Genomic DNA, 12,969 nt, shown 5'->3' on the forward strand with positions numbered 1-12,969 from the left:
ACCTTCCTCGATAGATTGTTACCAATCACTGAGCTTGCCCATGGTGTTGGTTGGCAAAGCATCACCGTAGGTGACGCTGACGGGGCGCTCGGCAGCGGGCCACCTGGCAATCAGTTGCGCAATATCTTGCGCCGCTGCAGGCTCCTGACCGCTAGCCGGCACAATGAATGCCTTCAAGCGCTGCTGCGCGGTATTGCCCGTGGTACGAATGGTGCACTCCTCGACGCTCGCCAACGACAGCAATCGCTGTTTGACATAGGAAAGGCTGACATTCACGCCGCCTATCGAAACCACGCCGTCATGACGACCATTTAATGTAAATGTCGTGTCGCTGTGCCAGTCTGCCTTATCCAATAACGGAATGATGATATTGTCATCAACTCGTTTAATACTCTGATTATCATGGTGCTGCCAGTGGCACAGCAGTTGATAGGGCATGTCATGCTGCCAGCGGGTCGCCACACCGCCGGTTTCCGTGCTGCCGTATATATCGAGCAATCCCATCAGACCTTGCTTGATCAAGCGGCCGGATGTCTCTGGCGATAACGGCGCCGTGGATGAAACGCCTGCGACGTGTTCTGGCCACCCCGTGTTTGATCGCGCCAGGTAATCCCAGCGTGGAGGAACGCTAACAACGACGTCGCCAGATGATAAACTTGGCAAGGCAACACCGCTCACGGCCTTGCGCGGCACTCCCGCCACGCAGGGGAGCGCAACGCCCAGCATGAAGCCGTAAAGATGGTGCAACGGCAGCCAACTGATGACCCGTTGCATCGACATTACCGATGCAAAATGCTGGGCCAGTGCGTTGGCCTCCGCCTCGATATGTTCCCAGCGGTGGAAATGAGCGCTGGGCGATCCGGTACTCCCTGAGGTACGGAAAGTCAGCCCTGACGTTTCAGTGATTGTTTCCGCCACGAAAGACGCCCAGTCATCAAAGCTGTATGTCATCAACAGGCGGTCTTCCAGACCAGTTTCATACAAGCAGAAAAACTCATTGACGCAGGCAGCAAGATGCAAACGTTCGAGCGAATCTATCTCCTGTAGCTCCTGCCAGCCAGGCACTGCCTCGCCCCGATATGCGGCCAGTTCAGCGCAAAACAGGGAGTGCATTACCGCTTTGCAATCTGCCTGGGTAAGCCATTGGGTCATAGATGGATTCCTGAGAAAGGCAGACTTTAACAGCGCAAACAGCCGACCTTAGTCATGACAAAGCAACCAAGGTCAGCCTCATTTTGTTATAGCCGCTTGACAAATATCCAGTACGAATCGCCAGTAAGCGCCTTTTTCATATGCACCTTTACCTTGGTGGGTTTCATTTTATAATCAAAAATATATTCAAACATGGTATTGAGATCATTATTCTTGACCCCTTCCTTGAAGCGGCCCTGAAATTCCTTGCTCTGCGTACAAGGTGCCACATCGGTAAAGAAGTTCTTGCCGATGACGCTTTTTGGATCACGGCCGGTGATGCTACCTTCCGCGGCATTGTACTGCATGATCTTGCCGGAGGCATCGAGCTGGATGGCCCCAAATGCAAGGGAATCCAGTTTCTTGTCATCCATTTTTGCCAGCGAGTTTTCAATATCATCACTGCCGAAAGTCACTTTATCTAGTGCCATTTCCACAACTCCTGCGCCTGTCAATGGTTACTACCGTGTGGCAGAAATAGATTATACTATAGCTATACAAAAGTCCTACAAATCTATCACAGATTAGCAGCAGCCCTGCTCCTGAGCAAGCACTGGATACAATTGCAGGAAGCCCTGCTGGCCTCGACCGGCAAGGGGAGTGCCCGGCCCCAATCGACCTGAAAGCCATACGGCCCCTCCTCGTTACAGCGGCCGTCCACCCTTGGCTCAGTGCCCTTGAACATCCCGCAACCGAGCAGTTCGACGCTGCGCTGGAACGACTCGCTCAGGCACGACTGTCTCAGCCGCTAACCGCCAAGGACAAGGTGCTGGAGACGGCCAGGGCCGTGCTGGTGCTCCGCGGTGGACTGGCCCCCCTCTATGCCCGGGGACCGACCATCGAATCGGCGGGCATCTTTGTCTTCACTACGCCCCCCTGGAGGTGGGCGACCCCCAGGCAGTGCCGGTAATCGAGGTGACCCGCATCGCCAAGCTGGGCAAGACCAGTTGGGCAAAGGAACTCTGACAGCGGGCTGGAGAATGCGGTGCTCAGCGACTGGGGGTCGCAGTGTAGTGGTCAAGTATTTTTGGCCACTGAGTTTTGAGCATTCCAATAGTTCTTTTCTGCCACATTCGGCGGCAGTCCATCGTTATGCCTGTGCGGCCTTAGGCTACTGACGTGGATCGCCGAACACTACGACGAACCTTCGCCCGTGGCGTCCTTGATTGAGGTTTCAGGGCTTAGCGAGCGCAGCTTCCACCGTCGCTTCAGGAAGGCCACCGGCCTGACGCCCATGGAATACGTGCATACCCTGCGCCTGGAAGAGGCCAAGCAGATGCTGGAGGCAGAGAAGACCCCCGTGGATGCCATCGCAGAGGCGGTGGGCTATGAAGATGGTGCCTTCTTCGGCCGGCTATTCCGGCGCAAGGTCGGCCTGACGCCGGCCCAGTACCGGCGACGCTTTGGTGGACTGCGCAAGGCCCTGGTGGGGTGAGTTATCGCGAGCGAAACATGGCATTGGGCCGCTCACAGGTAACGGTGCTGCAATGGAGTGATGATCCTGGGCGGTCATTGAGCGCGGCATTAACGGCCGCTATGGGGGCGATAGGTCTATGCGGTATTGATATCAACTTAACTTGAGGTATTAGGCTCCGGATATTCGGCCGGCCTTGAATGGGCTGGCCAGGCATCGCCATCAGCGACGTTGTGTCGCGGGCATAAGGAGTCTTGGAACATGACAGCTACTACTCTTCTGCAATCCGATTTTCACGACAGGGCCCAGTGGGAGACATCGCCGCTCGACCTCGACGCCTACCTGGTGCGCATCGACTATCGCGGTTCGCTAGCGCCGACGTTGGAGGCGCTGCGCGATCTGCAGCGGGCGCATCTCGAGGCGGTGCCCTTCGAAAATCTGGAGATCGCCACCGGCGGCGAGATTCGCCTCGACCTGGAGAGCCTGCAGGACAAGCTGGTGCGGCGGCGGCGCGGTGGCTACTGCCACGAACAGAACACCCTGTTCGGCACCGTGCTAGACCGACTCGGCTTTGTCGTGGAGGGACGCAGTGCGCGAATACTGATGGGCGATGCTGCGGACAAGGTGACACCCCTTGGGCACACGATCCTCAACGTGACCGTGGCGGGGGGGCAGTGGCTGGTCGATGTCGGGGTCGGCAACGTGGGGCCGCGTGAGCCGATATCGCTCGAGGAGGGTATCGAGGCACGCCATGGCCGCTGGGAATACCGTTTGGAGCGCTCACCGCTGGGGTACTGGCTGCTGCGTCACCGCCGCCATGACGGCTGGTTCAATCTCTACCAGTTCAGCGACGAGCCTTACTATCGTGCCGACTTTGAAGAGCAAAACTATCTCGTCTCCCATCATCCGGCCTCGCCGTTCGTGCGGCGCATCGTGGCCCAGCACAACGGGGCAGAGATGCGCCTGGCGTTAACGGACCTGGAGTTGAAGGTATTTCGTCCGGGTGAGGCGCCGGAACTGCATCGGATCGATGCAGACGCGCTGCCCCAGGTACTGCGCGAGCGGTTCGGACTGGTGCTCGCACCGGAGCAGGAGACCGCGTTGCTGCGGCGGGCCAAGTCGCTCGCCGAGATGTCATCTGAAGGCGAGCAACTCGGTACCTGAGGTCGGCCTTGGCTTGGTGTGCCTTTAAGTGTTATGGCGCCGATTGAGGACGTTTACCGACGAGCCGAATGGCGAGCAGGCTGTGAGCCTGGTGTACTGAGCCGATGGCGTCGGGTGACTCGTGACCAAATCGTCATGCGGGTTGGTAGTTGCCGGCATCGGCGGCAAAGCCGATGGCCAGCCGGTTCCAGGCATTGATGGTGCAGATGGCGAGGGTGAGGTCGGTCAGGCCCTTCTCCGAGAAGTGCTCGCGGGTAGCGTTGAACAGCGCCTCGTCGATGCCGCGGCCGGCAATGAGGGTATGGGCCTCGGCCCAGGCCAGGGCGATACGCTCGCGTTCGGTGTAGAAGGGCGTTTCGCGCCAGGCGCTCAGGGCATAGAGCCGCTGTTCGGTTTCACCGGCCTTGCGTGCGTCCTTGGTGTGCATGTCGATGCAGTGGGCGCAGCGGTTGATCTGCGAAACCCGGGTATAGACCAGCGCCAGCAGGCCATCGCCGAGTTCGCCATCTTCCGCTGTCTTGTGAACATGGTTCTGCAGGTCGAGCATGGCCTTGAGACCGGCGGGACTGGCGGAGAAATAATTCATGCGCATGGGTGGGGCTCCAGAAATGAATGGAGTCCCACCCTAGTCCGGCCGCTAGCGGCAGAATTGTAGTTTTTCGACCTGCTGGATCAGTGCAGCTTCATGCGTGGGCGAATGAAGCGATTGAGCCCGTCCGAGAGCAGAATTAGCGCGGTCTTGGCCGTGCCGTGGATGGCGCGCTGGTGCATGCGATAGAGCGAGGCGTAGAAGAACTTGGCCAGTCGCCCCTCGATAAACAGGCTGCGCGCCGAGGCGCCACGCATCAGGCTGCCGATCGCCTCGAAGTGGGCCAGTGAGATGAGCGAGCCGCGGTCGCGGTAGCGGAACGGCTTGAGCGTGCCGTTCTCGAGCCGGGCGACCAGGTTCTTGTAGAGCCGCTGGGCCTGCTGGTGGGCGGCCTGCGCCCGCGGTGGCACCATGGAGCCGTCCGGCTGCGGGCAGCTGGCACAGTCGCCGAAGACGAAGATATTGGGGTCATCGACGCTCTGCAGCGTCGGCTCGACCTTGATGCGCTGGTTGCGGTCCAGGGTCAGGCCCAGGTCGCGCAGCACCTCGGGCGCCTTGATGCCCGCGGCCCACACGTTGAGGTCCGTCTCGATGCGCTGCTCGTCGGCGGTAACGATGGCACCCTCCTCGACGGACACCACCCGGGTGCCGGTATGCACCTGCACGCCCAGGCGTTCAAGCTCGGTACGCACGGCCTTGCGAATTCGCTCGGGCAGTGCCGGGAGTACGTCCGGCGCCGCCTCGATCAGGTGAACCTCCAGGGAGTTGCTCTTCATCTCGGTGAAGCCATAGCTGTGCAGCATGCGTGAGGCATCGTAGAGTTCCGCCGAGAGCTCTACGCCGGTGGCACCGGCGCCAACGATGCCGACGGTGAGCCGTGGGTGCAGGCGACGTTCGGGGTCGCTATAGCGTAGGAAGGTATTGAGCATGTCGTGGCGGAAGGCTTCGGCCTGGGCCGGACTGTCGAGAAAATGGCAGTGCTCGGCGACCCCGGGCGTGCCGAAGTCGTTGCTCACGCTGCCCAGTGCCAATAACAGCAGATCGTACTCCAGGGTGCGCGAGGGCAGCACTTCCTAGCCGTGGTCATCGAGCACCGGGGCCAAGCGCAAGTGACGCGCCTCGCGATCCACGCCCTCGAGCGTGCCGCGCTGGAAGCGATAGCCATTGAGCTGGGCATGGCTCTGGTAGGAGATCTCGTCGATGCTGGAATCCAGCGCCCCGGTGGCAACCTCATGCAGCAGCGGTTTCCAGATATGCGTGGAATTGCGGTCGATGAGCGTGATCTCTGCCTTGCCGCGTCGTCCCAGGCGCCGACCGAGGCGGGTGACCAGCTCCAGCCCGCCAGCGCCACCGCCGACGACTACCATTCGCGTTTTGTCCACGTAATACTCCGGTAAAGTGAATGAAGAGGGGAAGAACTAGAATCGTTTTACTCCATTGTCCGCTCCCTGGCCTAGGGGAGAGCTAGATGAGGGGGCTTGCATGAACCGCGTCACTCATCCTGACCCGGCCGCCCTTGGCGGTATTGTAAATTTCCGCCCTGCTCCGCTGGTGGCGGCCTCGGGGCTGTCGCTGAAATATTTCGCGCCTGTTGCAGCGCTGCGTCCCTACGTGCAGTGTTACTGGCAGGCCAGGGGTAGGGGCGGCGAGCCGGCAGGAGTGGAGCTGCTGCATCCGGATGGCGCTGCGGGACTGCTGTTCAACTTCGGCAGTGCGCTAGAGCGCGATGGCGAGCGGGTGGGAGGTGGCTGCTGGGTCGACGGCCCCAAGCAACGCACGGCGCGGCTGGCGGTGAGGGAAACACTCGACCTGCTCGGCGTGCGATTCCTGCCAGGCATGGTATTTCCCTTCGTCGGCGAAGCGCTTTCAGCCCTGGTCGATGGGGAGCTGACGCCGGGCGTCGCCTTGCGCCGGCTCGAACTCGAAGCGCTGCACGAGCAACTGCATGAGACGCCCGACCTGTCGAGTCGCATCGCGCTGCTGGAGGGATACCTGCTTGAGCGACTACGGCGGCACGAGGCGCCGGAGGTGCCGGCCCTGTTGGCATCGCTTGGTTGGCTTCAGCGCCGTCATGGCCAGGGCAGCATCGCTGAGCTGGTGACCGAACTGCCGTTTGGCCAGCGTCGCCTGGAGCGGCTGTTCCAGCTCCACGTGGGGCTCTCGCCCAAGCGCTACGCCCGGCTGCAGCGCGTCGCCCGCAGCCGTGAGCTGATCAAGCAGGGCGGTGTCGCCGCCTCGCTGACCGATACCGCCTTTGCTGCCGGCTACTTCGACCAGTCGCATTTCATTCACGACTTCAAGGCCGTTACCGGCTTCACCCCGGGCGGCTATCTCGACTACGCGCAGCGGCGCTATGGGTAGCGGCGATTCCCTGCGCGGTACTCAACCGTAGATCGGACGCTGCGGCCATCCCTTGGGTGAGTCCTCGAAATCCTTCTGGAGAACGTAGGGTGTCCTGCCGAGCAGGGCGTAGGCGTCGGTGAGGATCGCCCATCCTATTTTGCCGATTCGTACTCGTCATGGCGTTTAACCCAGTCCGTCAGGTTGCGGTGAGGCCCCGTCTCGTTGCGGCCCTTGGGCGTCATGTCGAGCAACATGTAGGTGCTGTCGACGAGTTCGTCGCCGCGGCCGTATGTCGAATAAGTGTGGAAGATTTCTCCATCGGTGTTTCGGTAGAACATGCTGAGGCCCGACAGGTCCTCGATCGAGACGTTGGCCGTGGCGTAGTTGTAAGTGACCCTTCCTTGGGTGATCGCTTCGGGAGTGAACGAGACCTGGTAGTCGTAGTTGAAGTCGCTGCCGTGCGAGGAGACCCACGTCACCTGCCAGCCCATGCGCCGCCGGTAAGCCTCGATCTCGTCGAGCGGGGCGCGGGAGACCCGAACCAGGCTCACGTCATGATGCTCGAGATGCACCCGCGTACCTTCGATGTGGTCGGCCGTGAAGGAGCAGCCGATACATCCCGCCCCCCAGCCGGGGCCGAACATGAAATGGTGGACGATCAACTGGCTGCGTCCATCGAACAGTTCGGCGAGCGTCTTGCGGCCTACTGGCGTATCGAAGACATATTCCTTATCGACTTTCACCCACGGCAAGTCGCGGCGCTTGGCGCTCAGGTCATCGCGCAGGCGGGTGAGCTCCTTTTCCCTTCTCAGTAGCTCCTTGCGGGCGGCGAGCCAATCGTCGTGGGAGACAACAGGTCGGGATATTGCATCGTGCGCTGACATGAGGAGTTCTCCTGTTGCTGTCTTTGCACGAGATAGTCGTCCTGGTGGGGGCGGATTCGACAGCAGAGAGTTCGGCGTCATGCGAGAATATTGACGCCTCGATCATCGAGGTATAAATTGCAGCCATGACCCAGGCAAAGACCGAACCGGCCACCGGCCGCAGGATACCCGACTACAGCGAGCCTTCGTACTGGCGCGGCACGATCAAGATGTCGCTGTCGAAGTTCTTCGTGCTCAGCGTGCTGCACCGAAAGCCGATGCACGGCTACGAGGTGGTTCAGGCGGTGGAGAAGAGCACCAAGGGCTGCTGCAGTCCATCGGAGGGCACGGTCTACCCGATGCTCAACGAGTTCGAGGCGGGCGGCTACCTGAGTTCGTCCGCCGAGGTGGTGCAGGGGCGCTCGCGCAAGGTCTATGCGCTGACGGAGAAAGGGCGGGACGCCTTCCAGGTGGCGGTGGAGGCCTGGCTGGAGGCCACGGACTGCATCCTCGAGAGCCGCCGCATGGCCGGTGGGGCGATGTCTGGTTGAGAGGATTAGGGGTGAGGGAAGAATGAGCGCAGAGCGTTTTTTCAGGCCTCAATACCTCGTTGATCGAGGTATAAGGTGAACAGCCGCACCCGGGTGGTCGTCGCCCTGGGTGTCTCCCAGACCCTGGCCTGGGGCTCTACCTACTACCTGCCGGCGATACTCGCCGTGCCCATGGCACGGGACCTCGGCCTGACGACCGGTACGGTATTCGCGGCGTTCTCCTCGGCGCTTGTGGTCTCGGCGGTGCTGGGGCCGGCGGTGGGGCGGCGCATCGACGGTTTCGGTGGGCGCGACGTACTGACGGTTTCCAGCCTGGTTTTCGCCCTGGGTCTGGTGCTGTTGGGGCTGGCCGCCGGGCCCATGATGCTGTGGGCGGGGTGGCTGGTGATCGGCGTCGGCATGGGCATGGGGCTGTACGAATCGGCCTTCTCGACCCTGGCGGGGCTCTATGGTCGCGAGGCGCGTGGCCCCATCACCGGTATTACCCTGCTGGCGGGCTTCGCCAGCACCGTGTGCTGGCCGATCACCGGCTGGCTCAACGCCGAGTTCGGCTGGCAGAACGCCTGCTTTACCTGGGCGGCGGTGCACCTGCTGCTGGGCCTGCCGCTCAACCGCCTGCTGGTTCCCTTCGGCATCCAGCCGCCCGCTCCACGCGCTGAGGCGTCAGCGGCCGAAGGAGAGACGACCTGGTTACCCATGGCGCTGCTGGCCTTCGTCTTCGCCGTGACCTGGTTCGTCAGCACCAGCATGGCGGCGCACCTGCCATGGCTGCTGCAGATCGCAGGCCTGTCGCCTGCTGGTGCCATCGCCGCCGCGGCACTGGTGGGGCCGGCCCAGGTGGCGGCGAGGCTGCTCGAGTTCTCGCTGCTGCAGCGTTTCCATCCGCTGCTTTCGGCCAAGCTGGCCGTGGTCGCCCATCCGCTCGGGGCGCTCGGCGTGATAACGCTTGGAGCGCCCTTTGCCACGCTGTTTGTGCTGCTGCACGGCGCCGGCAACGGCATTCTCACCATTGCCAAGGGCACGCTGCCGCTGGCGATCTTCGGCCCGCACGGCTATGGCCTGCGCCAGGGCGTGTTGATGGTGCCGGCACGCTTCGGCCAGGCGCTGGCGCCGCTGGCCTTTGCCTTGCTGATCGAGCGCTTCGGGACCCAGGCGCTGCTGTTCTCATCCTCCCTGGGGCTCGCGGCCCTGGTGGCGCTGTTCGTTCTGCAAACCCACGCCATGAAGGAGGCGACATGAGGCTTCGCACACTGTCTGACCCCGACTACCTGCCGGCGCTCGATGAGCGTTTCGCCCGTCAGCGGCCCGGCCAGGGCCTGCCCGATCCGCTCGGCCATCCACCGCGTATCCTGCTGCTCTACGGTTCCCTGCGCGAGCGCTCCTTCTCGCGCCTGGCAGTAGAGGAAGCGGCACGGCTGCTGCGCCACTTCGGCGCCGAGACGCGTATCTTCGATCCTTCCGACCTGCCGCTGCCGGATCAGGTGGCTGGCGACGATCACCCTGCCGTGCGCGAACTTCGCGAGCTGGCCATCTGGTCGGAAGGGCAGGTGTGGTGCAGCCCCGAGCGCCACGGCCAGATCACCGGCGTGATGAAAACCCAGATCGACCACCTGCCGCTGAGCATGGGGGCGGTGCGACCCACCCAGGGGCGTACCCTGGCGGTGATGCAGGTCAGCGGCGGCTCGCAGTCGTTCAATGCGGTGAATACCCTGCGCCTGCTGGGGCGCTGGATGCGCATGTTCACCATCCCCAACCAGTCCAGCGTGCCCAAGGCGTATCAGGAGTTCGACGAGGCCGGCCGTATGCGGCCCTCGCCGCTCTATGACCGCATCGCCGATGTGATGGAGGAGCTGGTGCGTTTCACCCTGCTGATGCGACCCCATAGTGAGACGCTGGTGGATCGCTACTCGGAGCGACGCGAAGCGGCCGGTGCCAAGGCTGACCCGGTGACGGATCGCTCTGCGGTTACCCAAGCTATGCACGAAGCGCAGTGAACGAAGTGGCTTCGCGCCGAGGACGTCAAAGTCGCCTGCGACGGTGATTTCCAGCCCGGCACCCAGGCTATGCCGGGTTTGTTATCAGGACTTGTCTACCTTTAAGGGTGAAAGCGGCCAGGATGCCGTGAAACCATTGGAAAGGAGGCTTCTATGTATCCACTGGCGATGCTTGAGAACGTTGTTGTCGTGACCGGCGCTTCCAGCGGCATCGGCCGTGCTACGGCCCACGAATTTGCTCGACAGGGGGCGGCCCTGTTCCTGGCCGCCCGGGACAAGACGGCGTTGCATGATGTCGCGGAGGAGTGCCATCGCTTCGGGGGGCAGGCCCGCTTCATCGTCGCCGACGTCACCAAGCCTGAGGATATGCAGCGACTAGCGCAAAGCGCGATAGAGGCAGCGGGCAAGATCGATGTATGGGTCAACAACGCGGGGGTCGGTGCGCTCGGGGCCTTTGAGGAAATCCCCCTTGAGGACCATGAGCGAGTTATCCAGACAGACCTTATCGGCCAGATTAATGGCGCCTATGCCGTACTGCCTCATTTCAAGCAACGAGGCCGCGGTATTCTGATCAATAATGTTTCCCTGGGCGGCTGGGCGGCTGGGCGCCCCAGCCCTATGCCGCTTCCTACAGTGCGGCAAAGTTCGGCCTGCGTGCCTTCGCCGAAAGCCTGCAGGGTGAGCTGAAGCACTGGCCGGATATCCATGTCTGTAATGTCTATCCCGCAGTGATGGATACCCCGGGCTTTCGTGATGGCAGCAATTACACCGGTCGTGCCGTCAAGCCTGTGCCTCCCGTCTATAATCCCCGACGTGCGGCTCGTACCATCGTCAACCTGGCTCGGTACCCTCAGCCGAGTGCCTACGTGGGCTTGCCCGCCGTGCTGGCGCGCCTTGCTTACGGCATGCCAGGCTACAAGTGGCTCAATGCCAGCCTGGTCAACCTCGCCTTGAAGCGAGCCCGGCCGATGGCTAACTCCTCGGGTAACCTGTATGCACCGGCGAGTGGCGAGCGGCGCATCGACGGCGGCTTCCGCTCAACCGATAAGCGCCGCAAGGCAGTCATGGCCGCGACTCTTGGAGGAGCGCTGATTGGCTTTTGTCTATCGCGGCGTCGAAGGCAGCGTCAGGACTGAACAGCGGCTCGAGGAGCGGGCCATCGCTGCCGTGCGCGACTGGATCATTGGGTTGTTGGACTCTCCGTCGAGAGAGCGCCTGCCGTTCTATCATCGAGCGCCACTCATAACGTCAGTCGTGCCAGCTTGTCTCGGGATGAAGCGGCAGCAAGCGGCCATGTTCGCGGTATAGCCCGATGTCGCGCAGCATGCGAGGATCGCACTCTTTCAATGCGGAATAGTCCCGATGGCTGGCAGCATCACGGCGGCCTCGCTTCAGCCATGACGCGAGTCTGTACAGAAACATGCTCATTCCCTCCAAAAGCGCTGTCTTTCTGCCACTTTCCCGCGCCAGGTGAGAGGTCACACTCCGTTTATTGCCGTCAAAGGCGCTTGGCTACTTTCGCTGCGGTGAAGCGCGGTGTTATGTGCTACGGACAGTAAATGGGCACTTTGAGGAAAAGTCAGGGCAGTCGAGTGGCCGTGCACCGGGAGGGGCGCCACTCGGCTGCCAAGGCCCGTGTCTTCATCGACCTGCTCGCCGAGCGGCTCAGGAGGGAAGCGGTACTGCGCTAGGCGGCGGTCTGCTCCTCCTTGTCGTAGTTGATCATCCAGGCGACGCCGAATCGGTCCACCAGCATGCCGAAGCGATGCGCCCAGAAGGTCTCTTCGAGCGGCATCTGCACGGTGCCGTTGTCGGCCAGGGCATTGAAGAGCCGTTCGGCGTCGTGTACCGAGTCGACACCAACCGAAATGCTCGCACCCTTGATGCCTTCATAGGGCGCCGGGCAGAAGGGGGCATTGTCGGAGGCCATCAACAGCTGGTCACCGATGCGCAGTCGGGCATGCATGACCAGGTTGCTGGCTTCCTCGGGAATTTCCATACCCTCGCTGGCGGGCATCTCCGCGTAGGTGGATACGGCCTCGAGCTTGGCGTCGAAGCAGCACTGGTAGAATTCGAAGGCTTCTCGGCAGTTGCCGTCGAAGATCAGGTAGGTGGAAAGCTGCATGGTGGGTCTCCAGGGATTGTTGTTGGTGCTACTTCTTTTCATCGATTCACCCTAGTCGATTTCAACATGCATGCTCATTTTCTAACGGCCAGTTTGGACGGCTAGACGCCGGAGGCGGGCGATGGCCCGTATTTCTGAGGCATAAGTCTGGACTACAGGAGCATCCCGGTAAGTAAGGGCTTACCGGGGCGCCAGCGCATCATCTTATAAAGCTTGATCATGACGCTCGCGGCTATCGGCGGGCGCCTGCTCGCGTTCGTGCATCCCGTAGTCGCGCATCACCGTGGCCACGCGCAGGCGATAGTCGTCGAACACTACTTCACGACCCTGGGCCTGGGCGCTGCGGTGGCGTTCGAGCTGGCGCCATTGGGCGACGGCCTCCTCATCGCGCCAGAAGGAGAGCGAGAGAATCTTGCCCGGCTGGGTGAGGCTCTCGAAGCGCTCGATGGAGATGAAACCATCGATCTCGTCGAGCAATGGACGCAGGCTTGCGGCTATGTCCAGGTACTGCTCGCGACGGCCGGACTTGGGAATGACTTCGAAGATGACGACGATCATAAGGATTCCGTGTTGTCGTTGTGTGCTTCAGTTAGCGATCTCATCGTAACCCCGATTCAGGAACATCACGAAGCAGAACCCGTGGTCGAAGGGAGCGGCCATCATCGCAAGCTTGCCCCAGTCGTTTGGAAAGAGTAGCAGTCTCACGGGGTAGCCATTTAGGCTTATGTGCGATGC

General features: G+C 61.7%; 16 protein-coding genes and 1 pseudogene. 9 read left to right on the top strand and 8 right to left on the bottom strand.

Translation table 11 applies throughout. The features are described 5' to 3' along the window. Nucleotides 1-18: 18 nt before the first annotated feature. Both LOKO_RS07360 and pyp read right to left on the bottom strand, forming a co-directional pair. Nucleotides 19-1,152 (bottom strand): AMP-binding protein, encoded by a 1,134-nt coding sequence (locus LOKO_RS07360; protein ID WP_066447083.1) that lies wholly within the window; start codon nt 1,150-1,152, stop codon nt 19-21. 86 nt (nt 1,153-1,238) lie between these two features. Then, nucleotides 1,239-1,622, bottom strand: a complete 384-nt coding sequence (gene pyp / locus LOKO_RS07365) for a photoactive yellow protein (protein WP_066447085.1) — start codon at nt 1,620-1,622, stop codon at nt 1,239-1,241. A 692-nt stretch (nt 1,623-2,314) separates the two neighbouring features. On the opposite strand from pyp, the gene LOKO_RS18725 reads away from it, so the two are divergent. Together LOKO_RS18725 and LOKO_RS07375 are read left to right on the top strand one after the other, a co-directional pair. Then, entirely contained in the window at nt 2,315-2,626 is a 312-nt protein-coding gene (locus LOKO_RS18725; protein WP_417935396.1) for a helix-turn-helix domain-containing protein, read from the top strand. Between the two features lie 240 nt (nt 2,627-2,866). Next, the gene (locus LOKO_RS07375; protein WP_066447091.1) at nt 2,867-3,769 is read left to right on the top strand and encodes an arylamine N-acetyltransferase family protein; all 903 of its coding nucleotides are present in this window, start codon (nt 2,867-2,869) and stop codon (nt 3,767-3,769) included. Nucleotides 3,770-3,902: 133 nt separating this feature from the next. Here LOKO_RS07375 and LOKO_RS07380 read toward each other — a convergent pair whose 3' ends face one another. After that, a complete protein-coding gene (locus tag LOKO_RS07380; protein ID WP_066447093.1) occupies nt 3,903-4,361 on the bottom strand; it encodes a carboxymuconolactone decarboxylase family protein in 459 nt (152 codons plus the stop codon). Between the two features lie 80 nt (nt 4,362-4,441). Further along, a pseudogene (locus LOKO_RS07385) lies at nt 4,442-5,725 on the bottom strand (NAD(P)/FAD-dependent oxidoreductase). Between the two features lie 115 nt (nt 5,726-5,840). Between LOKO_RS07385 and LOKO_RS07390 the strand changes: the two are divergent. Next, nucleotides 5,841-6,719: a helix-turn-helix transcriptional regulator gene (locus LOKO_RS07390; protein WP_066447097.1), complete on the top strand. Its 879-nt coding sequence runs from the start codon at nt 5,841-5,843 to the stop codon at nt 6,717-6,719. A gap of 134 nt (nt 6,720-6,853) precedes the next feature. Here LOKO_RS07390 and LOKO_RS07395 read toward each other — a convergent pair whose 3' ends face one another. Next, nucleotides 6,854-7,585, bottom strand: coding sequence for a DUF899 domain-containing protein (locus LOKO_RS07395; protein WP_066447106.1), 732 nt, complete (start codon nt 7,583-7,585; stop codon nt 6,854-6,856). A 125-nt stretch (nt 7,586-7,710) separates the two neighbouring features. Between LOKO_RS07395 and LOKO_RS07400 the strand changes: the two genes are divergently transcribed. From LOKO_RS07400 to LOKO_RS20135, 5 genes are all read left to right on the top strand, one after another. Beyond that, nucleotides 7,711-8,115 (top strand): PadR family transcriptional regulator, encoded by a 405-nt coding sequence (locus LOKO_RS07400; protein ID WP_083517486.1) that lies wholly within the window; start codon nt 7,711-7,713, stop codon nt 8,113-8,115. Between the two features lie 75 nt (nt 8,116-8,190). Then, nucleotides 8,191-9,354, top strand: a complete 1,164-nt coding sequence (locus tag LOKO_RS07405; RefSeq protein WP_066447108.1) for an MFS transporter — start codon at nt 8,191-8,193, stop codon at nt 9,352-9,354. Then, on the top strand, nt 9,351-10,109 hold the full coding sequence (gene arsH / locus LOKO_RS07410; RefSeq protein ID WP_066447109.1) for an arsenical resistance protein ArsH: 759 nt from the start codon (nt 9,351-9,353) through the stop codon (nt 10,107-10,109). Before LOKO_RS07405 ends, arsH begins: the two co-directional genes overlap by 4 nt. Before the next feature lie 153 nt (nt 10,110-10,262). Beyond that, nucleotides 10,263-10,796: an SDR family NAD(P)-dependent oxidoreductase gene (locus LOKO_RS20130; protein ID WP_235588964.1), complete on the top strand. Its 534-nt coding sequence runs from the start codon at nt 10,263-10,265 to the stop codon at nt 10,794-10,796. Next, nucleotides 10,760-11,245 carry a hypothetical protein gene (locus LOKO_RS20135; protein ID WP_250636936.1) on the top strand — a complete coding sequence of 162 codons (486 nt, stop codon included), beginning with the start codon at nt 10,760-10,762 and terminating at the stop codon, nt 11,243-11,245. Before LOKO_RS20130 ends, LOKO_RS20135 begins: the two co-directional genes overlap by 37 nt. 112 nt (nt 11,246-11,357) lie before the next feature. Here the strand turns inward: LOKO_RS20135 and LOKO_RS19310 are convergent, their stop codons facing one another. Beyond that, complete coding sequence (locus LOKO_RS19310; protein ID WP_158509933.1) at nt 11,358-11,531, bottom strand: DUF1127 domain-containing protein; 174 nt, start codon at nt 11,529-11,531, stop codon at nt 11,358-11,360. 137 nt (nt 11,532-11,668) lie between these two features. On the opposite strand from LOKO_RS19310, the gene LOKO_RS20395 reads away from it, so the two are divergent. Beyond that, nucleotides 11,669-11,800: a hypothetical protein gene (locus tag LOKO_RS20395; protein WP_256379997.1), complete on the top strand. Its 132-nt coding sequence runs from the start codon at nt 11,669-11,671 to the stop codon at nt 11,798-11,800. On the opposite strand, the gene LOKO_RS07420 is transcribed toward LOKO_RS20395, so the two are convergent. Together LOKO_RS07420 and LOKO_RS07425 are read right to left on the bottom strand one after the other, a co-directional pair. Continuing rightward, nucleotides 11,797-12,234, bottom strand: a complete 438-nt coding sequence (locus tag LOKO_RS07420; protein ID WP_066447115.1) for a VOC family protein — start codon at nt 12,232-12,234, stop codon at nt 11,797-11,799. The two genes, LOKO_RS20395 and LOKO_RS07420, sit on opposite strands and share 4 nt — an antisense overlap. Before the next feature lie 204 nt (nt 12,235-12,438). Next, a complete protein-coding gene (locus LOKO_RS07425) occupies nt 12,439-12,792 on the bottom strand; it encodes an antibiotic biosynthesis monooxygenase family protein (RefSeq protein ID WP_066447118.1) in 354 nt (117 codons plus the stop codon). Nucleotides 12,793-12,969 lie beyond the last annotated feature (177 nt).

The organism is Halomonas chromatireducens, assembly GCF_001545155.1.
GTDB classification, from domain to species: domain Bacteria; phylum Pseudomonadota; class Gammaproteobacteria; order Pseudomonadales; family Halomonadaceae; genus Halomonas; species Halomonas chromatireducens.

Excerpts from the sequence above, each read along its gene's own strand:
- LOKO_RS07400 (WP_083517486.1), top strand. The coding sequence starts at position 7,711 with ATGACCCAGGCAAAGACCGAACCGGCCACCGGCCGCAGGATACCCGAC.
- LOKO_RS07425 (WP_066447118.1), bottom strand. The coding sequence starts at position 12,792 with ATGATCGTCGTCATCTTCGAAGTCATTCCCAAGTCCGGCCGTCGCGAG.
- LOKO_RS07390 (WP_066447097.1), top strand. The coding sequence starts at position 5,841 with ATGAACCGCGTCACTCATCCTGACCCGGCCGCCCTTGGCGGTATTGTA.
- pyp (WP_066447085.1), bottom strand. The coding sequence starts at position 1,622 with ATGGCACTAGATAAAGTGACTTTCGGCAGTGATGATATTGAAAACTCG.
- LOKO_RS20130 (WP_235588964.1), top strand. The coding sequence starts at position 10,263 with ATGTATCCACTGGCGATGCTTGAGAACGTTGTTGTCGTGACCGGCGCT.
- LOKO_RS07360 (WP_066447083.1), bottom strand. The coding sequence starts at position 1,152 with ATGACCCAATGGCTTACCCAGGCAGATTGCAAAGCGGTAATGCACTCC.
- LOKO_RS07380 (WP_066447093.1), bottom strand. The coding sequence starts at position 4,361 with ATGCGCATGAATTATTTCTCCGCCAGTCCCGCCGGTCTCAAGGCCATG.
- LOKO_RS07395 (WP_066447106.1), bottom strand. The coding sequence starts at position 7,585 with ATGTCAGCGCACGATGCAATATCCCGACCTGTTGTCTCCCACGACGAT.
- arsH (WP_066447109.1), top strand. The coding sequence starts at position 9,351 with ATGAGGCTTCGCACACTGTCTGACCCCGACTACCTGCCGGCGCTCGAT.
- LOKO_RS07375 (WP_066447091.1), top strand. The coding sequence starts at position 2,867 with ATGACAGCTACTACTCTTCTGCAATCCGATTTTCACGACAGGGCCCAG.
- LOKO_RS07420 (WP_066447115.1), bottom strand. The coding sequence starts at position 12,234 with ATGCAGCTTTCCACCTACCTGATCTTCGACGGCAACTGCCGAGAAGCC.
- LOKO_RS19310 (WP_158509933.1), bottom strand. The coding sequence starts at position 11,531 with ATGTTTCTGTACAGACTCGCGTCATGGCTGAAGCGAGGCCGCCGTGAT.
- LOKO_RS20395 (WP_256379997.1), top strand. The coding sequence starts at position 11,669 with ATGGGCACTTTGAGGAAAAGTCAGGGCAGTCGAGTGGCCGTGCACCGG.